The 21,744-nt window shown below is 44.4% G+C and carries 20 protein-coding genes and 1 pseudogene; 14 read left to right on the top strand and 7 right to left on the bottom strand.

The window, feature by feature from the left end:
• Positions 1-351: 351 nt before the first annotated feature.
• Positions 352-1,962, top strand: a complete 1,611-nt coding sequence (locus G519_RS45525; protein WP_244280291.1) for a putative bifunctional diguanylate cyclase/phosphodiesterase — start codon at positions 352-354, stop codon at positions 1,960-1,962.
• A 102-nt stretch (positions 1,963-2,064) separates the two neighbouring features.
• On the opposite strand, the gene G519_RS0131965 is transcribed toward G519_RS45525, so the two are convergent.
• Positions 2,065-3,075 carry a glycine betaine ABC transporter substrate-binding protein gene (locus G519_RS0131965; RefSeq protein WP_279626881.1) on the bottom strand — a complete coding sequence of 337 codons (1,011 nt, stop codon included), beginning with the start codon at positions 3,073-3,075 and terminating at the stop codon, positions 2,065-2,067.
• 319 nt (positions 3,076-3,394) lie between these two features.
• Between G519_RS0131965 and G519_RS0131960 the strand changes: the two genes are divergently transcribed.
• The 6 genes from G519_RS0131960 to G519_RS0131935 all read left to right on the top strand — a co-directional run bounded on the left by G519_RS0131960 (position 3,395) and on the right by G519_RS0131935 (position 9,360).
• Positions 3,395-4,678 (top strand): ATP-binding protein, encoded by a 1,284-nt coding sequence (locus G519_RS0131960; RefSeq protein WP_029198112.1) that lies wholly within the window; start codon positions 3,395-3,397, stop codon positions 4,676-4,678.
• Between the two features lie 4 nt (positions 4,679-4,682).
• Entirely contained in the window at positions 4,683-5,576 is an 894-nt protein-coding gene (locus G519_RS0131955) for a response regulator (protein WP_029198111.1), read from the top strand.
• A gap of 386 nt (positions 5,577-5,962) precedes the next feature.
• The gene (locus G519_RS0131950; RefSeq protein ID WP_029198110.1) at positions 5,963-6,772 is read left to right on the top strand and encodes a transporter substrate-binding domain-containing protein; all 810 of its coding nucleotides are present in this window, start codon (positions 5,963-5,965) and stop codon (positions 6,770-6,772) included.
• A 97-nt stretch (positions 6,773-6,869) separates the two neighbouring features.
• Positions 6,870-7,526, top strand: coding sequence for an amino acid ABC transporter permease (locus G519_RS0131945; protein WP_029198109.1), 657 nt, complete (start codon positions 6,870-6,872; stop codon positions 7,524-7,526).
• The gene (locus tag G519_RS0131940; RefSeq protein WP_036634560.1) at positions 7,523-8,245 is read left to right on the top strand and encodes an amino acid ABC transporter ATP-binding protein; all 723 of its coding nucleotides are present in this window, start codon (positions 7,523-7,525) and stop codon (positions 8,243-8,245) included. Before G519_RS0131945 ends, G519_RS0131940 begins: the two co-directional genes overlap by 4 nt.
• Positions 8,246-8,370: 125 nt before the next feature.
• The gene (locus G519_RS0131935) at positions 8,371-9,360 is read left to right on the top strand and encodes an asparaginase (protein WP_029198107.1); all 990 of its coding nucleotides are present in this window, start codon (positions 8,371-8,373) and stop codon (positions 9,358-9,360) included.
• Positions 9,361-9,362: 2 nt separating this feature from the next.
• Here the strand turns inward: G519_RS0131935 and G519_RS0131930 are convergent, their stop codons facing one another.
• The 4 genes from G519_RS0131930 to G519_RS0131915 all read right to left on the bottom strand — a co-directional run bounded on the left by G519_RS0131930 (position 9,363) and on the right by G519_RS0131915 (position 13,106).
• Positions 9,363-9,800 (bottom strand): DinB family protein, encoded by a 438-nt coding sequence (locus G519_RS0131930; RefSeq protein WP_029198106.1) that lies wholly within the window; start codon positions 9,798-9,800, stop codon positions 9,363-9,365.
• A gap of 4 nt (positions 9,801-9,804) precedes the next feature.
• Positions 9,805-10,200, bottom strand: coding sequence for a VOC family protein (locus tag G519_RS0131925; RefSeq protein WP_029198105.1), 396 nt, complete (start codon positions 10,198-10,200; stop codon positions 9,805-9,807).
• 62 nt (positions 10,201-10,262) lie between these two features.
• Positions 10,263-11,237, bottom strand: a complete 975-nt coding sequence (locus tag G519_RS0131920; RefSeq protein WP_029198104.1) for a helix-turn-helix transcriptional regulator — start codon at positions 11,235-11,237, stop codon at positions 10,263-10,265.
• A 117-nt stretch (positions 11,238-11,354) separates the two neighbouring features.
• Entirely contained in the window at positions 11,355-13,106 is a 1,752-nt protein-coding gene (locus G519_RS0131915; protein WP_036634575.1) for a sigma-54-dependent Fis family transcriptional regulator, read from the bottom strand.
• Positions 13,107-13,345: 239 nt separating this feature from the next.
• Between G519_RS0131915 and adh the strand changes: the two genes are divergently transcribed.
• The 6 genes from adh to G519_RS0131890 all read left to right on the top strand — a co-directional run bounded on the left by adh (position 13,346) and on the right by G519_RS0131890 (position 17,892).
• Positions 13,346-14,866, top strand: a complete 1,521-nt coding sequence (gene adh / locus G519_RS0131910) for an aldehyde dehydrogenase (protein ID WP_029198102.1) — start codon at positions 13,346-13,348, stop codon at positions 14,864-14,866.
• Positions 14,867-14,878: 12 nt separating this feature from the next.
• A complete protein-coding gene (locus tag G519_RS0131905) occupies positions 14,879-15,244 on the top strand; it encodes a DUF779 domain-containing protein (protein WP_029198101.1) in 366 nt (121 codons plus the stop codon).
• A complete protein-coding gene (locus G519_RS53760) occupies positions 15,216-15,398 on the top strand; it encodes an RNA polymerase factor sigma-54 (protein ID WP_127528216.1) in 183 nt (60 codons plus the stop codon). The genes G519_RS0131905 and G519_RS53760 overlap by 29 nt, the downstream gene beginning before the upstream one ends.
• Before the next feature lie 361 nt (positions 15,399-15,759).
• Complete coding sequence (locus G519_RS0131900) at positions 15,760-16,956, top strand: ParM/StbA family protein (protein ID WP_029198100.1); 1,197 nt, start codon at positions 15,760-15,762, stop codon at positions 16,954-16,956.
• Entirely contained in the window at positions 16,953-17,399 is a 447-nt protein-coding gene (locus G519_RS0131895; protein ID WP_029198099.1) for a hypothetical protein, read from the top strand. The genes G519_RS0131900 and G519_RS0131895 overlap by 4 nt, the downstream gene beginning before the upstream one ends.
• Before the next feature lie 34 nt (positions 17,400-17,433).
• The gene (locus tag G519_RS0131890; protein WP_029198098.1) at positions 17,434-17,892 is read left to right on the top strand and encodes a hypothetical protein; all 459 of its coding nucleotides are present in this window, start codon (positions 17,434-17,436) and stop codon (positions 17,890-17,892) included.
• A gap of 55 nt (positions 17,893-17,947) precedes the next feature.
• Here the strand turns inward: G519_RS0131890 and G519_RS0131885 are convergent, their stop codons facing one another.
• Together G519_RS0131885 and G519_RS45520 are read right to left on the bottom strand one after the other, a co-directional pair.
• Positions 17,948-18,847 (bottom strand): phosphotransferase, encoded by a 900-nt coding sequence (locus G519_RS0131885; protein ID WP_244280290.1) that lies wholly within the window; start codon positions 18,845-18,847, stop codon positions 17,948-17,950.
• Positions 18,822-19,892 (bottom strand): aminoglycoside phosphotransferase family protein, encoded by a 1,071-nt coding sequence (locus G519_RS45520; RefSeq protein ID WP_064743557.1) that lies wholly within the window; start codon positions 19,890-19,892, stop codon positions 18,822-18,824. Before G519_RS45520 ends, G519_RS0131885 begins: the two co-directional genes overlap by 26 nt.
• Positions 19,893-20,364: 472 nt before the next feature.
• On the opposite strand from G519_RS45520, the pseudogene G519_RS45515 reads away from it, so the two are divergent.
• Positions 20,365-21,631 (top strand): annotated as a pseudogene (locus G519_RS45515) (IS110 family RNA-guided transposase).
• The last annotated feature ends 113 nt before the right edge of the window (positions 21,632-21,744 follow it).

Raw genomic sequence — 21,744 nt, 5'->3', positions numbered from 1 at the left:
CGAGGGATAAACTTGAGACAAGAAAAGTAATTCAATTATCACTTAAACAAAAAAAGAATTCGGTGAATAAACAAACTTGCAGTTTTTGTCGAAAAAAAGCCAAACGTCTTCATTTTTATTCATCAGAAAGCGGTCAGGTACTAGGCGTATGTGATCAATGTAAACCGCAAGCGGAGCGACGAGCTTTGATGAGATTATAAGTAAAGAACAGATCAGGAGAGCTTTTTCCTGGCCTGTTCTTTTTATGTTGACTAAAGCCAAGGCTAGCATTTTCAGGCAGGTAATAAGAGGAAACTAGGCGAATATACTAGTCGAATATAATTGGAATTTGTCGGTTTCTGTGACAATTCCGTGATTGAGTCGGCTAATGACGCCATTATTTTAGCCGATAGCATGGGCACTATTATTTCATGGAACTACGGAGCTCAGCACATTTTTGGATATCATGAAAAGGACACAATAGGCAAAAAACTGCAAATTATTTTACCTGAACGATACAGAGAAGCTCATAAAAAGGGAATGGAACGTTACCTTTCCACAGGTACACCTCACGTTATTGGCAAAACCGTCGAATTGCAAGGACTGAGAGAAGATGGAAGTGAGTTTCCCATCGAACTTTCTCTTGCCACTTGGGTAGAAGAGGGAAATACCTACTTCAGCAGCATCATTCGGGATATTACGGAACGCAAAAAAGCCGAAGAAAAAATCAATCAAATGGTTTATCTTGATCCTTTGACAGGACTGCCGAATCGGCATTTACTCAATGACCGTCTCACGCAAGCATTGGATCAGGCAAGGGAAAATAAGCAGATCAAATATATCAACGACACGTTAGGACATGCCATGGGTGATCGTTTATTGATTGAGGTTGCCAAGCGAATTCGAGACAGCATGGGTAAAATGGATACCGTTTCACGCCAAGGCGGAGATGAGTTTATCGTGCTTCTCCCCAACACGACTTCGGATAAGGTTACGAAAAAAGCCCCAAAAATAGTCCATTTATTCACGCAATCGGTTGTGATCAGTGAACACGAGATGTTCGTAACCCCATCGATTGGGATTAGCTTGTATCCATCCGATGGCAGGGATATAGAGACCTTGATCAAGAATGCGGATACAGCCATGTACCGTATAAAAGAGCAAGGAAAGAATAGTTTCCAATTTTATACACCCGATATGAATGAAATTGTGTCTCAAAAAATGAAGCTAGAGATGGGACTGCGCAAAGGTTTGGAGCGCGGTGAGTTTAAGGTTTACTATCAACCGCAGATGGATGTCATTTCCGGTCAAATGATTGGTGTAGAAGCCCTGATCCGCTGGCAGCATCCGGAGTGGGGACATATTTCTCCCGATGAGTTTATTCCTTTAGCGGAGGAAACGGGTCTCATCATCCCAATAGGCGAATGGGTGCTTTATGAGGCATGTTATCAAAATAAAATTTGGCAAAATATGGGCTATTCGCCTATGCGTATCGCTGTAAATATTTCGTCCCGTCAATTTCAACAAAATAATCTAGTTGAGATGATTAGTAACACGTTAAAAGAAACGGAACTAGACCCTCAATATCTAGAGCTTGAACTGACGGAAAGCATCATCCAAGATTCGAAGTATGCGATTACTACGATGCAAAAACTTAAAACTATGGGGATTCATCTTTCCATTGACGATTTCGGAACAGGCTATTCTTCTTTAAGTTATTTGAAGCTTTTCCCCATCGACAGTTTAAAAATCGATCGCTCTTTTACAAGCAATATTTTTGAAGATTCAAAGGATGCAGCACTCGTTCATACCATCATCGATATGGCACACAATCTGGATTTAATAGTGATTGCAGAAGGCGTTGAACCGCAGGAGCAGTTGCATTTCCTTAGGCAGAGACAATGTAACGAAGCGCAAGGATACTTTTTTAGCCGCCCAGTGTCCGGTGAAGATCTATCCATTTTCTTAAAGAATCGTTCATAATAATAGATAAATGTTGTGGTGAACATTAGAGAAGGTGACGCTCGAACAAAAAAGACTGGACAAGTATTTACTTATCCAGTCTTTTTGTTTATGCCGTCCCCGTTATTTTTTAACCAGATCCTCAACGGAAGTAAGGTTCATATATTTCGGTACGACTAGACCGAGCTTGGTTCCAATCAGGTTAGGTCCCAAATCCTCGAAATTACCTTTAAACTTCTCATAATAATCTTTATGCGTGGTTGGCAGCCAAGCTGCCACCATGGCGTCAGCGTCCCCGCTAGCGATGCCAGCCCACATGGGTCCTGCCTCCACCTGAAGCATATCTACTTGGTATCCCAGCTTGCTCTGCAGTACGTATTTAACCACATTTGTACTCGCAATTTCTGAATCCCATGCTACATAGGCAAGCTTTAACTTTTTCCCTTCCGCTTTGGGAATAGCACTAATCCATGTATTTACTTTATCCGGGTTAGCCTCCACCCACTGTGAAGCAGCTTCTTCCGGTTTTTTTCCCTCTTGGATTGACGCCATCACCTGCTCCATATCAGCAGGTTTCCACTGAAATTTATCGAGGAATTGGTAGGCCGAAGGCTGGTCGGCTTTCAATTGGAGACGTACAATCGTGTGAATCTCCTCTTCTCCACCGAATACGTTCTTCGGATCCGCCAAATATTTTAGATCGTACTTAGAAAACATCCAGTGTGGTGTCCAGCCGGTCACAATGATGGGCTTGCCTTCCTTATAGGCTCTATCGAAGGCAGCTGTCATAGCCGTACTAGATCCTTCAATTAGCTTCCAAGAGGTAAGATTATAGGCTTTAAGCGCTTTGTCCGCAGTATTCATTAAGCCGGAACCAGGGTCAATACCAATAATGCTGTAACCAACTTGGTCTCCAACAAAAGCGCTGGTCGAAACAGGAGCCTTCTTCCCAATCCCTATAAAGATAGCAACGATGCAGAAAGCAACTACGGCTGCAATAATGATTGTCTTCTTGAATGCGAAAGACTTATTCCCTTTTCTTTTCTTGCTAATAACACTCTGTGTCAATCGATCTAGCAAGATCGCCAAAACGACAACAGCAAGTCCTGCCTCAAACCCTTGTCCCGTCTTCAATTGCGTCACTGCCCGGTATACGTCGGCACCGACGCCCTGCGCTCCGATCTATAATTTGTTTGCAGAGTCCGCCAGTGTACTATGCGTTTTTGCTGCCATACAAGTTGTCTATTTTTTCATCGTTCGCTTTTTCTATACCAAACAAATTAAAGCAGCCATTTAAAATGAGCCGTCATTTGCATGCGAGGTCAACCGCAGCATAAATGACGGCTAAATTTTTTTTCAAATGAGGGGTCATGTATGCTAGTATAAATCATTAGAATTTATGTTCATGGATAGCGGTTAAAATTTGACCTCTCAAGTAGGTGCGAATCGAAAGATGCAGAATTTAGTCAAAAACGAAAGATTGCAAATGATCGTGATCGCTATAGCTACGGCCACCGGTGCACAATTCAAAATCAATCCCTTTAGCAACGATTATTTTCGTATTGGTCTTGGGGTTAGTATCTTTTTATTTTTTTTATTGCTCATGCCGCATCTGCCCTATGTGAAAACGGGTATCCTAACGGGGATCCTTAGCATGATCGTTCAAGCGGGAGAATGGATCACTCACGTTCATTCCTATACGATTCTGGAGAGCTTGCAGAATAATGTGGCAGCCGGTTGTTACTATGTCGTGTTTGCGCTTGGCATGAGTAAGCTTCGAAAAAAAATGAACGAGCTTCACCCTCTCATGTTAGGTGGATATATCGCCTTCATTGACTTCGTTTCAAATGAAACGGAGTTATTATTGCGTGGGGTATTCCTCGGTACGAATACCTTTTATTTTAAAGAATGGTTCCTTATAATGGTCATAGCTGTAGTACGCAGTTATTTTACAATTGGCCTGTACAACAGCATTGTGATTAGCCAGATGCGGTTTCTACACGCGGAGCAGGAAAAACGAATGGAGCAAATGCTAAACATCAATTCTGGATTGTATGGAGAAGCCTTTTATTTGAAAAAAGCCATGGATACCATCGAGGGGATTACCGCGGATAGCTATGACCTCTATCGGAAATTAAATGAGGATAATCTCAAAGGCTATAGTCAGCGTACATTAGGAATTGCCCAACAAATCCATGAAGTAAAGAAGGATTCCCAACGTATTTTGGCAGGTTTATTGAAATTATTCGATAGCGAAGTTGTCGTTCATATGAGTCTTTCGGAAATCATGCATTTTGTCGTAAAGGGTAATCAAGAATATAGCGAAATGCTAAAGAAAAAGATTATCATTGATAATGAACTGGCATTTAATCAGAACACGACGCACTATGTGCCTTTGCTGACCATCATAAATAATCTAGTTGCCAATGCGGTAGAAGCTATAGAGGAAAATGGAACCATACATATTCGGGTCTTTGAAAAAGAAAAAGACGTACATTTTATAGTGCAAGATTCCGGAAAAGGCATTCCTGATCATAAGAAGGCACTTATTTTCGAACCTGGTTACACGACCAAATACAATGAAGATGGGATAGCAGCAACAGGGATCGGTCTCTCTCATGTCCGCGATATTGTTCATTCCTTCGGGGGAAGTATCGCAGTAACATCGCCAGAGAAGGCAAGCGGTACTCAGTTTGTTGTTCGTCTCCCACTAACAAGTCTAATTAAAGAGGGTTGAGTCGATGGCACTTTCCATTATGATCGTTGATGATGATGTCGTATGCAGAAGCATGCTGCAAGATATTATTGATGAATGCGGCATTGGCGAGGTTATAGGGACGGCTGAAGGCGGGATTGAGGGGACTCGAATGATCCTTAAATCAAAACCGGATGTCGTGTTGATTGATTTATTGATGCCGGATCAGGATGGTATTGAGACAATCACGCAATTAAAAAACAGCGGGTATGACGGAAAATTCATAATGATTTCACAAATTGAAAATAAGGACATGGTAGGGGAAGCTTATCAAAAAGGAATCGAGTTCTTTATTCATAAGCCGATCAATCGCGTAGAAGTAGAGCACGTTTTGAGCAAAGTCAATGAGCAGTGGAAATATGAGCGATATGTTTCGGAGATCAAGCAATCTTTAGCCAAATTAGATATCGCTGGACCAACCTCTCCCCGTAAAGAACGAAAAGTTCGTGATGTGGTGAAGACCATTCTCATGGATTTGGGAATCATCGGTGAGATTGGCAGTAAAGACATCATAGCTTTGATGGAAAATGCCATCGAACATAGAGAGGCAACGAGCTTCCCTCCTTTAAAAGAATTGTATGAGTCTGTCGCCCACACCTATAAACAAGGCCAGAAAGATATTGAGAAAGAAAGCAAGGCGATTGAACAGCGCATTCGACGGACGATTATGGCTGCCCTAAATAATATGGCTTCCATTGGTTTAACCGACTATAGTAATCCTAAATTCGAATATTATGCGCCGCTGTACTTTGATTTTCAGGATATTCGGATGAGGATGAAAGTCATGGACGAAGATCTGCAGCCCGATAAAGGAAAAGTAAACATCAAGAAGTTTTTGCAAGTATTTTATATGGAAACCCTAGAAAAATTAAATAGTTGAGCAAGGAATTCAACCTCTCGAGTCTAGAAATGAACGGACGGGGAGATTTGATTCCTTTTTTTTATTAGATATGAAAGTATAAGTTTTATACTTTTGCTTCGCGTCATCAGTCTTGACAAACGCGCTCGTCCCTGAAGGACGACGGAGTCGTTTATCCTTGTTTCACTGTGATATATCATCACATGAAATAGATGCCAATCAAAAATGTAATCGGATACAAATTTTTCTAATGATTTTCTCGTCGGGCATGTAAACTTTATTTTCATGTCGTGTGATCGTTTTTGTAGGATTCTGTATGATGCTGTAGAGCGGGAGGTAGTATGTAGTTACAAGATCATCAAATCATTCGATTTAAAAAATTTAATAGAAGAAAAGGGGTCTTTTACATGAAAAAAGGTTTATCAGTAGTACTGGGAACGGTTATAGCTTTAACACTTAGTGCTTGTGGAAATGGTGCAGCTACAGATAATAAGTCTACGCAGACTACGCAACCTGCACAAACAACAGCAGCAGTTAAGAAATACACGTTCGGTACGGATGCGACGTATCCCCCTTTTGAGTTTCAAAAAGATGGCAAGTACATTGGAATAGATATTGATTTAATCAACGCAATTGCTAAAGAAGAAGGATTTGAAGTTGAATTAAAGCCTATGAATTTTAAAGGAATTATCCCTGCTATTACATCCAAACAATTGGATGGCGCTATTGCCGGCATCAGTATTACGGATGAACGTAAACAGGTTGTTGCCCTTTCGGATCCGTATTACACAGCCGGACTTTCGCTAATCGTTCGAGAAGATAATACAACAATCAAAACTCCCGAAGACTTGAAGGGGAAAGTCATTGCGATTAAAAAAGGTACTTCCGGAGCAAAACTAGCAGATGAATATGGTAAAAAATATGGCGCAACAGTGAAGTATTTCGATGATAGTCCGGCCATGTATCAAGAAGTCGCCAATAAAAACGCCGATGTAACGATTGAAGACTTTCCGGTGATCTCGTACAAGATTGCAGTTGATCCGAGTTCCAAGCTGAAAATTGTTGGGGATCGTTTGAATGGCGATAACTACGGTATTGCGGTCAGTAAAGAAAACGAAGAATTGATGAAAAAAGTAAATGATGGACTCAAGAAAGTAAAAGCTAACGGCAAATATGATGAAATCATCAGCACGTATATGGGAAAATCCACTAAATAGATAACACAAGCGCTAACCTTTTGTCACCCAATGCTCGATGGGCTTCAGAAGGTTAGCGTCATTATGAATTCAATAAAAAAGAAAGGGTTGGGATCCGGTGACTTCCTCGTTGCAGGTTATTGTAGATGCACTACCCATGTTGATGAAAGGCGCTCTAATTACCTTTAAAATTGTTATCATCTCTTTACCAATCGCTTTTCTGATAGGTTTAATTACGGGTTTAATGAATGTTTCTTCCAGTAAAATTCTCCGAGCTATTGCTACTTCTTATGTTGATATCATTCGGGGAACACCATTGTTAGTACAGGTCTTTTTTGAGTACTTCGGTATACCCGCTTTCTTTGATATTCGGATACCGGCAGAAACCGCAGGTATTATTGCCATCAGCTTGAATGCCGGTGCTTATATAGCGGAAATTTTCCGTGGAGGCATCAACTCTATCAACAGAGGACAGATGGAAGCGGCGCGCTCCTTGGGATTAAGTAAATGGTTGACGATGCGATTGGTCATTCTACCGCAAGCCATTCGCCGGATGGTACCTGCTTTCGTCAATCAATTCATTGTAAGTATTAAGGATACTTCCCTTTTGTCCGTCATCGGTATTAACGAGTTGACACAGAGCGGGGAGATTATTATCTCTGCCAATTATCGTGCTTTTGAGATATGGGGAGTCGTAGGTGTCATCTACTTTATTATCATCTATGCTTTATCCCGCTTAGCTCGCGTATTTGAGAGGAGGTATGCATCCAAATGATCGTCGTACAAAACTTGAAAAAGAAATTCGGTACGAACGAAGTGCTGAAAGATATTTCGACTACGATCCAAGAGAAAGAAGTAGTTTGCGTGATTGGACCCTCTGGATCAGGGAAGAGTACATTCCTGCGTTGTCTGAATCTTCTTGAGGATGTGACGTCTGGAAAAGTCGTGATCGGCGATGTCGAAGTAACATCACCTAACACGAATATCGATCATTTACGCCAAAATGTAGGCATGGTTTTTCAGCTCTTTAACTTATTTCCTCATCTGACCGTATTGGAAAATATCATGCTGGCCCCGAAGCACATTAAAAAAACAGATAAGCAGCAAAATGAACAAAAAGCCATGGAATTGCTGAACAAAGTCGGCCTAGCTGGGAAGCGGGATGCGTACCCTGATCAGTTGTCCGGTGGACAACAGCAGCGTGTAGCAATTGCCCGTGCGCTGGCTATGAATCCGCGTGTGATGTTATTCGATGAACCAACATCGGCCTTAGACCCCGAGATGGTCGGCGAAGTGCTGCAAGTGATGAAGGATTTGGCCCATGAAGGAATCACCATGATTGTCGTTACGCATGAAATGGGCTTCGCTCGCGAGGTGGCAGATCGTGTCATCTTCATGGATGGAGGGTATATCGTCGAAGAAGGCTCACCTTCTGAACTATTCGATTCCCCCAAACATGAACGTACCCAAGCATTTCTTAGCAAAATCTTGTAAATAGATTTATAATATGGTTATACAAATTCACCTCTAGCAGGTCGCTCATTTTTGAACGACCTTGATAGAGGTTTTCTACTTGTTATTTATTTATGAAACCGGAAACCACGCGAAAGGAACGTTCTATGAAAAAGATACTTTTGTTAGCTACGGGTGGAACCATCGCATCCGTGGTTGGGGAGGATGGATTGACCCCGGGGATGACGGCCGATGAACTGATCAGCTATTTGCCGGCACACAATCACCTGTATCAGGTAGACAGTAAGGTACTGATGGAAATTGACAGCACGAATATGCAGCCTGAATTTTGGGTTCGCATCGCGGAAGCCGTGTATAAGAATTATGATGACTATGATGGATTTGTGATCACGCATGGAACGGATACGATGAGTTATACATCAGCCGCGCTTTCCTATATGCTGCAAAATATGAGTAAGCCGGTTGTTATTACGGGTTCTCAGGTTCCGATTCACAACAATCATACAGATGCCATTCATAACATGCGTAATGCTGCCCAGTTTGCCTGTGAAAACATTGGCGGTGTATTTATTGTGTTTGACGGCAAGGTGATCAACGGGACAAGAGCCGTGAAGGTGAGAACCCGCAGTTACGACGCCTTTGAAAGCATTAATCATCCTTATGTGGCATACTTTGAAGGCGATGAAATCAAGTACACTACGTCGGTTGCACCTGTTCAAAATCAAGAGATGATGCTGGACATATCGCTATGTCCCGATGTTTTTTTGTTAAAGCTGCATCCAGGTACGAAGCCTGAACTTTTTGACTATCTGAAACAGCACTATAAAGGTGTGATCATTGAAGGCTTTGGATTAGGAGGGGTTCCTACCCAAGGTCGCAACCTTCTTCCGAAAATCATTGAGCTGATAGAAGCTGGAGTCGCAGTTGTCATCACGACACAATGTCTGGAAGAAGGCGGCGATCTGACGCTTTATGAAGTTGGGCGAAGAGTCGGCAGAGAACAGATTATTTCGTCGAAGGATATGAATAAAGAAGCGATTGTTCCGAAATTGATGTGGGCACTAGGCAAGAGCAATGACCTCAAAGAGATAAAGGAACTGATGGAAACGTCGATTGCTGATGATACCACGCTATAATACTAATTTACATCATACAAGTAAAACACATAGTCACTAGGTACACCTGCATGTCCGAGTTGACGGAGCATAGAACTGATGTTGCCGCGGTGATGCGGAAAGTCTTTCACAGCTTGCCAATCGGCACCGCTATTCAGAAAGGCTCTGTAAGCCTCAGCGAGCTCAGAGAAGGCGGCCTCTAGTTGTTTCAAGCTTATCCCTGTAGTCTTTTCTTCAACAGTGACGAGCAGCTCTTTAACTTGCTCATAGCTGTTTCCCTTTATGCCGGACAACCAGACATTATCCACTCGATATATATGGACAAGTCCGGCATAGATGGTTGGAAATACATTGCTCATCTCCTGGTGCAAGATCTCCTCCGTCAGTTCCTCTAAACGCGCGAAAACCCGCTTATTAGCCCATACATGATACTCATAATTTTTGAGAGTTTGCGTAGACATCAGATCAATCCTCCTTCTTTTTTGCTTGATAGAGCTCTATTAATGTGCCATCAGCATCCCGAAAATGGGCGAGTCGTCCATTCCATGTCGGATGATTGAATGGTTCTTTGACGAATTTGATGCCTTTATCTGATAAACGCTGGTAGGTATCATCTATATTTTCAACTTCAATATTGAGTACAAAATTCGTTACATAGCTGCCGTTTTGCCCTAAATCTTCTCCCAATGCTTCACCCATGGCTTTGCGAGACAGCAGCTCGATTCGAGCAGCGCCCGTGTTAAACAACGCGTATTCCATCGACTCCTCATACCAGTCCGCTTTCAATTCCAATTGATCCCTATAAAAAGCTGCGCTTTTGCGAAAATCATCTACCAAAATACGAACTTGCAATAAATTCATGGTTTTTCCTCCTTAGGTTTCGCCTAAGACCCATTGTAGCCCATCTTCACTGACAGAAACGGTCAGTCAAGCTGCGCGCTCGCATAATAATTGTGTAAATTTTTGGATACCTCAATCATTTGGTTTTGGAGCAGCTGCGGCTCTTTAATGCGAAGGGTCCCTCCATAAGTCAGAAGAAAGTAGGGAAGGTTATACAGAATGTATCGCTCTTCCAGTTTAAAATGAGCTTCAAGCTGCGAACGTTCTACCAACGCATGGGCCAGAAACCAATGACCGCATAGATCATCTAGTGCTTGTTCTCTTCCTATAATTTTGACAGATATGAGCTCATCCGGCTTATCCGAATCAGGCAGCACACCTGAAAGGATAAATTTGCGCGCTGAGAAATCAGCAGGTCGTCCAAACGTCTTCTCCGTCGAAGCCAATTTGCGAATACGATCAATACGAAAGCTTCGAATCTCTTTACGAAGATGACAATGACCTACGACATACCATTTGCTTTTCCAGCAAACGAGTCCATAAGGATCCAAATGACGAGCTTCGGCTACAGATCCGTAGCCTTTTTGATATTGCATGAATAGCGTTACTCTTTGAGCTACCGCCATTTCCACTTCTTGAAGCAGGGATACTTGCGATGCATCAGCTTGAGGAAGAATAACGTCAAGACCTTGTTCATGCAGAGTGATTTGATGGCGTTGTTCCTGATTGGTGTACATCTTCAGCTTGGCGACGGCTTGACTCAATTTCTCTCCAAACGGATACCCCGCCTCCTGGGCAAAGGCTGCAGCGTGAATTAACGCTTTTTGTTCATCCAGATCAAATACAAGCGGTGCTTCATTGAACTGACCAAGCAGGCTATAACCGCCATTATGGCCGGAATCCGATATAATCGGGACCCCGCTCGCACATAAGGCATCGATGTATCGATAGACGGTTCGGATGTTAATCTCCAGCTTCTCAGCAAGCTGCTTAGCTGTTACTCGCTTTTGAGATTTGAGCAACCATAGGATAGAAAGCATATGATCTGCTTTTGACATAACCCGTACTCCTTTCACAGGAATGCTTTCCATATGGCTTCATCATATCATTGGCAGACCGATGAAAAAACACCCAATCTCCAAGAGATAGGGTGCTAGATTTATAATAATATATCGTTAAAATAACGTTATGCCGTACTCCTCAATTTTACGATATAGCGTCGTTCTTCCAATTTTCAATTGTCCGGCAGCCTTGCTAAGGTTCCATTCCGAGGCCTTCAGCGCCTTCTTGATCGCCGTGATTTCCGCGTCCTTCAACGTGAGTGGGTGATCTTTGCCTGAGCCTGCTTGTTCTGCCTCATCGGATTCTTCGAAAGATAGATGCTCAGCGTCAATCGCCTGTCCTCCAGCTAGGAAGACCGCTTGCATAAGAATGCCGCTAAGCTCTCTAATATTGCCCGGCCAGTTGTAGGTTAACAGCTTTTGCTGCGCTGCTTCCGTTATGAATGGACAGGGCGAAGCATGCTTCTGGAGTAAATGAACGGCTAATGTTAACATATCGCTTCTTTCCCTTAAGGACGGCAGCGTAATATGTATCCCCTTCAAGCGGTAATACAAATCAGTCCGAAATCGGCCTGCCTTTATCTCCGTGGCCAAGTCCTTATTCGTTGCTGCAATGACTCTAATGTCAATTGCTTTGCTCTTCACGCTGCCTACCGGAGTAATCGTGCCTTCCTGGAGCACTCTTAATAAAGCAGCCTGTGCACGTAGAGGCATGTCGCCTATTTCATCGAGAAAAATAGTACCCTTATGCGCGGCCTCGAATTTCCCGGCATTGCCGTCTTTGTTCGCTCCCGTGAAAGCGCCGCGAGCGTATCCGAACAATTCACTCTCGACCAAGCTGTCTGGGATGGCACTGCAATTCAGTGCAATAAACGGCTCCGCCGACCGGGCGCTAGCGGTATGAATGGATTGCGCGAATAGTTCTTTCCCCACGCCGCTTTCACCCAATAATAAGACAGGAAAATCAGTCGCTGCCGCCTTCTTGGCCAGCTCTTTCTTCTGTATGATGGTCGGACACGTGCCGACAATATCCCTAAACGTATACAAATGCTGCTCGTTTGCCGCCTGCTTCTGAATGGAGACGGACTGCCACAGCTTCTGATGCTCATTATGAATGGTTTCGACCGAAAAGCCTTCCAACTTCGTAAACACTTTGCCAATTGCGTCACTTCCAACAATGCGGATGGCGGCATGATTAGCGCGAAGGATGCGGTTATCCCGGCTTAGAGAGAGCAGCGGCAAAGGATGATGTTGAGAAGAATGCTCGAGTTCTCTGAGGGTAATGAGATGTTCTTTCTTTGACTCTTCCAGCAGAATTTTGTTCTGCAAGGAATGGGCTGCCATACAGGCAAGTGTAAACGTATAGGTATGGTAATTCTCTTGTTTGCCGCTAATATTGATGATACCGATCAGCTCGCCGATTGAATTGAAGACGGGTGCTGAGGCGCAGGTCAAGAAGTGATTGGAGTTGAAATAATGCTCTTCGGCATGCACACGTACGGGTTTTTTCTCTGCGAGGGAGACACCAATGGCATTGGTTCCTTTTCTTCTCTCGGCCCAATTTGCTCCTACTTGCAGCTGAACCGCTAACGCCCGGCGGGAGAAATCGATATCTCCAGCGGTGTGAATAATGGTTCCCTCCGAATCGATAAGCAGCGCCATCTGGCCGGATTGCTTGATGCCTGTGTGCATTTGCTCGAATATTTGCTCCGTGTAATGTATGGTTTGCTCGTTTTGCCTTAATAGAGATTGAATGTGGCTTCCGGTTAAGATGTCATCGTCAATGGGGTCGGTGGGCATTAAACCAAGTTCGTGACAGCGCTTCCAAGATAACGCCGCCGCTTCTGATAAAAAGTTATTTTCCACGGATAGCAAAAATATACACCTCCATTGCAATCGGTTTCCTAACCCGATCATATCATAATTGCTTTTATTAATGGAGAGCTGAAAGAAAGAATGTCCCAAAATGGAACACTTCTGTTGTTTCAGAGCGGAACAAAAATGAGTAAGCGCTCACCATACAGCCTTATGGGACGGCATTCAATAGGTTGGCATGATCCTTGCTTATATATTTAACGTATTCCATTTTAAGGAGGCTGAGCTAGATGATTTATGCACAACCTGGACAAAACGGATCAAAGGTTACGTTTAAAAAACGGTACGAAAATTTTATTGGAGGACAGTGGACTGCGCCTGTTAAGGGCCAATACTTTGACAATCCATCACCTGTAAATAACCGCGTATTCTGCGAGGTTCCACGCTCATCTTCAGAGGATATCGAGCTGGCTTTAGATGCTGCGCATGCTGCTAAGGACGCCTGGGGGCGCACGTCCGTTACTGAGCGTGCCGTCATTTTAAATAAAATTGCCGATCGCATGGAAGCGAATTTGGAAATGCTTGCGGTTGCCGAGACCTGGGATAATGGGAAGCCGGTTCGTGAAACGCTTGCGGCTGATCTGCCACTGGCGATCGATCATTTTCGCTATTTTGCAGGATGCATTCGCGCTCAGGAGGGTTCGCTCAGCCAATTGGATGACAATATGGTGGCCTACCATTTTAATGAGCCTCTTGGCGTTGTCGGTCAGATTATACCGTGGAACTTTCCACTGCTTATGGCGACGTGGAAGCTTGCTCCGGCACTTGCGGCCGGAAATGCGGTCGTCCTGAAGCCCGCTGAGCAAACGCCTGCATCCATACTGGTGCTGATAGAGCTCATTCAAGATTTACTGCCGCCGGGTGTACTTAATATCGTCAACGGCTTCGGACTTGAAGCCGGCAAACCGCTTGCCTCGAGCAGCCGGATCGCGAAAATCGCTTTTACAGGCGAGACGACGACAGGTCGCTTAATTATGCAGTATGCTTCGCAAAACCTGATACCAGTCACCTTGGAGCTGGGTGGCAAGTCGCCGAACATTTTCTTTGAGGATGTGGTCGCACGTGATGACGCTTTCTTCAATAAAGCGCTCGAAGGCTTTGCGATGTTTGCCCTGAATCAAGGAGAAGTCTGTACCAGCCCGTCACGCGCATTAATTCAGGAATCGATTTATGATCAATTTATGGAAAGAGCCTTGAATCGAGTAGCTGCCATCAAGCAGGGTAACCCTCTTGATACGGAAACGATGATTGGGGCTCAGGCCTCTACTGAGCAGGTTGAGAAAATTATGAGCTATATCCATATCGGTGCGCAGGAAGGTGCTGAATGCCTAATAGGCGGAGATCGGGCAATGGTAGAAGGAGATATCTCCGAAGGCTACTATATTCAGCCGACAGTTCTGAGGGGGCATAACAAAATGAGAATCTTCCAAGAGGAGATTTTCGGACCGGTTCTTTCCGTTACGACGTTCAAGGATCAGGAAGAGGCGCTGGCGATCGCGAATGATACGCTCTATGGTCTTGGCTCTGGCGTATGGACGCGCGACATGAACACGGCCTACCGGATGGGGCGCAGTATTCAAGCCGGCCGCGTATGGACGAATTGCTATCATGCGTATCCTGCCCATGCGGCCTTCGGCGGATATAAGAGCTCGGGCATTGGCCGCGAGAATCACAAAATGATGCTTTCCCATTACCAGCAAACCAAAAATCTACTCGTCAGCTACAGCCCTGACGCACTGGGCTTCTTCTAAGAGAGCCATACGATGACGATAGAAGTGAGCAAGGTTGTTGCTACCGATGCCGCTCTAGAGCTAATCGAAATCGTAAAAGCCAAGCATGGCCCTGTCATGTTCCATCAATCCGGCGGCTGCTGCGATGGCAGCTCTCCGATGTGCTACGCGCAAGGGGAGTTCCTTGTCGGTGACAGCGACGTATGGCTAGGGGATATAGGGGGTGCACCCTTCTATATGAGCAAGTCGCAATACGATTATTGGAAGAACACGATGCTCATCATCGACGTGGTGCCCGGCAGAGGCGGGATGTTCTCGCTTGAGGGGCCTGAAGGGCGACGTTTTTTGACTCGCTCGAGGGTGTTCTCGGATGAGGAACGGCGTGTGCTGGGTCTCTAAGCTTTTTTATAGGATAGGATCAAAAACCCTGTTCTCTTCCTTGACGAAGGGAGCAGGGTTTTTTGAGCTGCAGGCAGAGTTTTACAAGAAAGGCTCTTCCCATATTCGGCCTATGACCATGAAGCAAATCGCAGAAAGGCTGCATGTGCATTGATTCAACGGTAAGCTGTCCCATAAATAATGGCAAGTTGTACAGAATACAACATTCCACGGACAAGCAAGCGAATGTCTAAACATAATCTTGATGTAACTTGTGTTGCATCAACCTTTACAAAAGACCCGAAACAAAGTTTAAACTTTAGATTTAAATCCTAAACTTTAAACTTTAAATCTTGCCTTTTAAATTGTGAAGTTTAAAGCTTAAATCTTGAACTTTAAAGCTTAAACTTTAAACTTTAAAGTTTATTCCAGCTAACTGCTAAAAATACCAATTGCTCCAAATACCCTCTCAATTAGCCCTAGTAACGCGAATCTTTATATAAACTCAAATAAGGCCTACGGAGAGGGGAATAGACTTGACAAAGAACGAAGTCTTAACCACTGCCATCACGCTGTCTATTGACAATGGCAGCAGTCACGTTAAAGTGATTTACGACCATTTGGACAATAACTTTATTTTCCCTAATGTGCTAGCACAACCGTTTGGTGAACGATTTCTGTTGATGGAACAAGGTGATCCCTTGGATTTTCTTGACGTACAGATTACATCGCCTTCGATTGAGAGTGATCAGTACCGACATGTTTACGTGGGTAACTTAGCCATCGGTGACGAAGGGATTATTCATGAAATCGTTGGGGATAAAGCGGTGCAGAAGAAGGCCCAGAGACCCGAAACGATGGTGACTCTCCTTACAGCTGCAGCTTATGCCATTGCCAAGAAACATGAGGATGCCATCAAGCGAGGGAAAAAGCGGATCAAAGCCGCTGTCAATTTGGGTACAGGTCTGCCAATTCGTGAAATAACGAAATTCCGCGAGGAATTTGCTAATAAGATTACAGGAGGCGTACATTCCGTTACTTTCGGGACAACCCCCGTATTTAAAGGGATCACGGTGGAAATGGAATTTTCGCTTCCTACCGATATCAGCATAGACGATGTATCTGGTGTTTACGACCTGGAGGCAACTTCCAAATCGCATCTATCCCACAAAGGCTTCGGCATTGCGGATGTAGGCGGTGTTGATATGGATATCGCGTTCTTCAAACCCGGTCTCGACCTGGATCAGCGGCACTCTACCGGCGCCAAGATCTACCTCAATGATGCATTAGAGAGCATTCGCAACGAGGTTAACTCGCAAGGCGAAGAGTTGATCGCAAGCACCGCGGAATTGACCCTTATGCTGGTCAACAAAGAGTATGAGATTTATGCGGAGGGTAAGGTTGTTTTTGACATGACAAGCCTGATTAACCGGCATATGCGCATATTAGCGGAAAAAGTTCTGAAATACGCCCGTAACTCTTGGAAGCATGTTCGCTACGCCAATGAATTTTGGTTTATCGGGGGCGGAGCGGTCGTGCTGCAGCCTTGGATTGAGAAACTAAACGCGGAGCTGGGCTTGCCCATTAAGTTTGATACCGTGGAACACAGCCAATTCCGAAATGTGCGTGGTACCTTTCTTATGCTTGACCACGCGCTGAAGCATGAGGACGAAACCGCAGCGGCCAGTGCTGATTCTGAAGGAGTATCCGAGAGCGGGAGCGGTTCGGATTGAAAAAGCGGAGATCCACCGTTTACGTTCGCTCCGGTAAGGATGTTACCGTGTATATTCCGTCAGATACGCCGCCGGAGGTTATTGATTATTTGAACCAATTGAAAATGGAAGGCATTTTCAGTCAAGGAATCATGGATATTCTGACCAGATATGTTCGTGAAGAGCAATCGAATAAGCCACCGGTTGCAGAATTATTTCCCGGGAAAGAAAGGGTCTCGGACAGGGATGAGGCCGTTTCTCTCGCAGAGAACTACAGTGACATGGAGTCGGCAGAGCCTATTGAACCTGCTCATGAAGCGAATGATGATTTCAACCAGCTAATGAAGGAGATCCCGAGTGCCAGTGATCAGAAGAAATTCAGTTTGGCGCAAATTTTCCGGCAGTCTCGGCACAATTCGGGTAAGCTGGTACAACCCTCGGATCAGGGTAACCATAATGAGTAGGTGAACTCCATGATTATGAAAAGGAGGACATCAGATGGACAACGGACAAGCTAAGGACGCAGCGCGTCATTTCAATCTTTCAGATGAAGTGTTTCACCATCCCGGCATGGATATTTATACACAAATGACATTTATCGTCTTGAAATGTTTTTCTTCGGAATCGAACATGCCAGGATTATCAGATATCGCTAAGCTCGGTCGCATGAGTATCAAGCAAGCGACTAAGGCTTTACAGCAGCTCGTGGAGCTGAGAATTGTCTCGCACAAAATCTTCCGCCGCATGGTGGGAGATTTCCAAGACGATCGGCTTTCCTGGGCTGCTAAGGGCTTGCTTACGTTTTGCAAAGAGAACCCGAGCATCGACCTAAGCGATTTATTGGAGCTATCCAGCGAATCGGGCGAGGATGAGCATAGCATACGCAAGGCTCTTAAGGAATTGAACGAATATGGGTACTTGGAAGAGTACCCTGTCTGGAGCAGAATCGCTAACTAAGTTATAGCGGACATAAGACTAAAAGGCATCCTGTCTAAGGGTGCCTTTTGAACATTTAAAGCAACGCCCTAAGCTCACGCTGATACTTATTCAAATGGGCGGCAGTCGGAATAATCTCTTTGGCCAGACGAATACCGCCAATCCTAATGTTCCGGACCACATGATAAGGTGCAGATAAAAGGGCATGAAGAAGGTTCAGATCAGATGAGCTTAACGGACGATATCTCTGATAATAATCGATCCAATGAAGCATCTCCGTACCGTCCCAGAGGCAGTTTCGATGAAGAATATGGGACAAATCCTTCAGTCTAGTGTGGAGCGAAGTGTTGTCAAAATCGATCAAATGCAGCTTCCGCCGCTTATCTTTCATCAGATTGGGATAATTGTAATCGCCATGAACAAAGGCGGAAGCCCTTTGTTCTGTATCGATGGCCTCTATTACTTTGGGTTGTTGTAAATGGTCTAGTACATCCTCAGTAAGTGCTGCTAAATGTTCTGTAATTTTGTAAGAGCTGAGCAGAGTTTTATATTCGGTAATTTCATGTTCCAGCCCTGAATATCGAATTCTTGCTTCCGGGGCTTCGGCTATAGGAAACCCTTCAGCGATGGCATGGAACTTGGCTAAGGTTCGAATGCCTTTCTTTAAATCCTTCCTCCTCGTAAAGTCCGGCCTCTCGCCGTCAACCCAATTCGTTAACGTGTAGAAATGGCTATCATAAGTCATGTAGGGGGATTGCTCCACCGTAGGATAAATTTTTTGACCACGAGTAAAGCCGCGCTCATCCATATAGGATAGGATACGGGTAATAAAGCGGACCTCCTCTTCAGGGAACGCGTAGCTTTTTAAACAATAGGCCCCGTCTGTCGTCCGAATTTGACAAATATCTTTGATTTGAAGGGCTTCTTTTATTTTTATGCCATACATTTGTTCAACCTGTGACATCATGGACATCATTATGGGCATCTTCCTGGACATTTTCATGCTCATTCTCCTTAGGGATTGATTTTGTCCATTCATCTAATAATTCCATTGCTTTTAATCGAGGATGCCAGGTTTGTTCCAAAATATTGAGCATTTCACGGCTTCTTGAGCGATTAGGGAACCGAGTAGCGTGCCAAGCTTCCCGAGGTAATCCGTATAAATACCAAATTAATTTGCGCTCGGTCTCGTCTAACGGACGGCGTTCTTCGTACCCCTTTAACAACGCTAGTATAAAATCGGGATTGAATTGTGTTGTGTTCATGAGCGCTTTCGCTAGATCCACATAGATGGAGCCCACTTTAACACGGTCCCAATCGATAATGAACAGCTGGCCTTTTTCAGAAATAATGACATTAGGGGAAGTGATATCGTTGTGGATCAATGTGGGGCGTTCCGATTCCTTCTCCAAAAGATCTTCGATCTCGGGATTGCTTAAATAAGCCCAGGCTTGATCGGTAAGGCGCTTACAGTACTTTCCGTATTTTTTGTACCAATTGCGGTTCCCCTCATGCTTATGGATAGCTTTTTCCATTCGTGTACGAAAGAGGCTATCTTGGATTTTCCATAATTGGATTTGTTTACGGGTGAAGGGCCCTTTCGTGTCAAGATGACCACTGGGGATCATATGTAGGGTGGCAAGGGCCCGGCCAAGCTCCTCATAATCTTCGGTTGTTTCCAGATTTCTTCCTTTTATCCATTCCGTCATATAGAAGGGGCGTCCGTGGTGTAATGTCCATAACTTTCCTGAGCGGGTTGTGAGCCATTTGGGCATGTAACTGAATCCGCTATTTATCAAGAGTTCTATATTATCTGCTGTTGATTTCATTTGATTAAGGGTACTAGAGCGGAGGAGTGTATTTCGAAAAAAAGGCTTCACGGCATAGGTGCCCGTTTTCGTTTGCACTTGAATAATCGCATTTTCTTTGTAAAAGGATGCAACCGTGCCTGACCGGAGCGGCCGCAGGCCGAAGCGGCGAGTAATCTTGCGAATTCGGTGTTTCGAATAGGGATTTGCCATATGGCAACCTCGCTTTATTTAAGATGGGTGAATGAGTAGTTATTAGCTAGACTATTCAATCATGGGTACATCTGTATGGTCTAATAACACGAGTGCTGCAAAAACTTTCCATCCGAACAGCGGGGATACGAAAAAATGACCGGTCAACATCATTCGGTCGAGAATATGACTCTATTTCACACAAGTATTTTTCAACGTAAAAAGACCCGAGAGAGGTCACTTTTTTTCAGTAGATAAGACTTCCATGCCGCGTTGCGGCACCACTGATGAATGAAAATTTTGTCCATACTGCTACTATGGCTGGCGAAGGTAGGTCGCACTTTCTTGGTGTTCCGAACCCGTAGATAAGACGGACCACAACGACCCGGTGCATCGCAGATTGTTGCTCTTTCGGGAAGCACGCAGGGCAGAATAACCCTTTTTGGTAGTTGCACCAGCCTTAATACACGCACAGTCTTAAGGAGAACCACGCATGGAAGTTTTAATCGAACGGTGTTGCGGTCTGGATGTTCATAAAAAAAGCATCACAGCATGTGTAATCACCCCCAAAGTGAAGGAGATTCGAACGTTTTTAACGATGACTCGCAACCTGATTGAATTGGTAGATTGGGTCAAAAGTCACCAGTGCTCGCATGTCGCGATGGAGAGCACGGGGGATTACTGGAAGCCGATTTATAACCTATTGGAGCTGGAAGAACTTCAGCCTTTAGTTGTAAACGCCCAACATATCAAATCTGTTCCTGGGCGCAAGACGGATGTCAAGGATGCCGAATGGATCGCAAAGTTACTACGGCATGGCTTGGTGCAAGGAAGCTATATCCCAAATCGAGATCAAAGAGAACTGCGGGAGATCATTCGTTACCGCCGAAGCATCATTGAAGAACGAACACGGGAAGTGAATCGGCTTCAAAAGGTGCTGGAAGGTGGTAACATTAAACTATCCTCCGTTGCTTCTAATGTACTCGGAGTATCAGGACGAAACATGCTGGAGGCTATGATTAACGGTGAAACCGATACTTCTGTCTTAGCCGATTTTGCTCAAAAGAAACTGAAAGCAAAGAAAGAGCAGTTAAAGCTGGCACTGGAAGGGCGGCTCGGAGCACACCAGTTGCTTATGCTGGAAAAACAGCTTTTACATATCGATCACCTGAACGAACTGATCACTGAACTGGATGAAGAGATCGATAAGCGTATGATTCCTTTTACGGAGGAACTGAAGTTATTGGATACCATCCCCGGAGTCGGTAAACGAACCGCTGAACAAATCTTGGCGGAAATCGGTACGGATATGACACGGTTCCAAACGCCCGGACATTTATGCTCATGGGCAGGAATGACTCCAGGTCATTGATGAAAGCGCTGGGAAGAGAAGGTCAGCGAAGACGCGTAAAGGAAACAAAAAACTACGAAGCGCCCTTGTTGAGGCAGCACGATCGGTAGCACGCCAAAAGAATTCGTACTTGGCAGCACAGTACCATCGCATTGCAGCACGTCGTGGAAAGAATAGAGCAGCGGTAGCCGTAGGGCATACCATTTTAACGATTGTTCATATCTTGTTAACGCGAAGACAAGAATATGTGGAACTCGGTTTTGGCTATTTCGATCAACGAAAACGTGAGATCTTGATCAGTAGTTCGATTAAGAGGTTAGAATCCTTGGGGCTTACTGTAAGATCCAAGAACAATCCGCATAAAACAGGAACGTACATTCGTTTTAAAAGCACTTATCCGGGGGCTTAGTTTCCTATTGCCTAAAAACCGCTTAAAGCTACTTTTTAAAAAACGAAACTCAAGGGTACGATGTTCTAGCGTGATAAAGTGCTCAGAGTTACTTTTTAATTTTCAGGGCAGAA

This window comes from Paenibacillus alginolyticus DSM 5050 = NBRC 15375 (genome assembly GCF_000422905.1).
GTDB classification, from domain to species: Bacteria; Bacillota; Bacilli; order Paenibacillales; family NBRC-103111; genus Paenibacillus_E; species Paenibacillus_E alginolyticus.
This window is presented reverse-complemented; position numbering and strand designations above follow the sequence as displayed.

What these genes read in the sequence shown, in the direction of transcription:
- G519_RS0131940 (WP_036634560.1), top strand. Translation starts at nt 7,523, where the DNA reads ATGATCGTCGTACAAAACTTGAAAAAGAAATTCGGTACGAACGAAGTG.
- G519_RS0131890 (WP_029198098.1), top strand. Translation starts at nt 17,434, where the DNA reads ATGGACAACGGACAAGCTAAGGACGCAGCGCGTCATTTCAATCTTTCA.
- G519_RS0131920 (WP_029198104.1), bottom strand. Translation starts at nt 11,237, where the DNA reads ATGTCAAAAGCAGATCATATGCTTTCTATCCTATGGTTGCTCAAATCT.
- G519_RS0131955 (WP_029198111.1), top strand. Translation starts at nt 4,683, where the DNA reads ATGGCACTTTCCATTATGATCGTTGATGATGATGTCGTATGCAGAAGC.
- G519_RS0131885 (WP_244280290.1), bottom strand. Translation starts at nt 18,847, where the DNA reads ATGATGTCCATGATGTCACAGGTTGAACAAATGTATGGCATAAAAATA.
- G519_RS0131905 (WP_029198101.1), top strand. Translation starts at nt 14,879, where the DNA reads ATGACGATAGAAGTGAGCAAGGTTGTTGCTACCGATGCCGCTCTAGAG.
- G519_RS0131935 (WP_029198107.1), top strand. Translation starts at nt 8,371, where the DNA reads ATGAAAAAGATACTTTTGTTAGCTACGGGTGGAACCATCGCATCCGTG.
- G519_RS45520 (WP_064743557.1), bottom strand. Translation starts at nt 19,892, where the DNA reads ATGGCAAATCCCTATTCGAAACACCGAATTCGCAAGATTACTCGCCGC.
- adh (WP_029198102.1), top strand. Translation starts at nt 13,346, where the DNA reads ATGATTTATGCACAACCTGGACAAAACGGATCAAAGGTTACGTTTAAA.
- G519_RS0131925 (WP_029198105.1), bottom strand. Translation starts at nt 10,200, where the DNA reads ATGAATTTATTGCAAGTTCGTATTTTGGTAGATGATTTTCGCAAAAGC.
- G519_RS0131930 (WP_029198106.1), bottom strand. Translation starts at nt 9,800, where the DNA reads ATGTCTACGCAAACTCTCAAAAATTATGAGTATCATGTATGGGCTAAT.
- G519_RS0131960 (WP_029198112.1), top strand. Translation starts at nt 3,395, where the DNA reads ATGCAGAATTTAGTCAAAAACGAAAGATTGCAAATGATCGTGATCGCT.
- G519_RS53760 (WP_127528216.1), top strand. Translation starts at nt 15,216, where the DNA reads ATGAGGAACGGCGTGTGCTGGGTCTCTAAGCTTTTTTATAGGATAGGA.
- G519_RS0131950 (WP_029198110.1), top strand. Translation starts at nt 5,963, where the DNA reads ATGAAAAAAGGTTTATCAGTAGTACTGGGAACGGTTATAGCTTTAACA.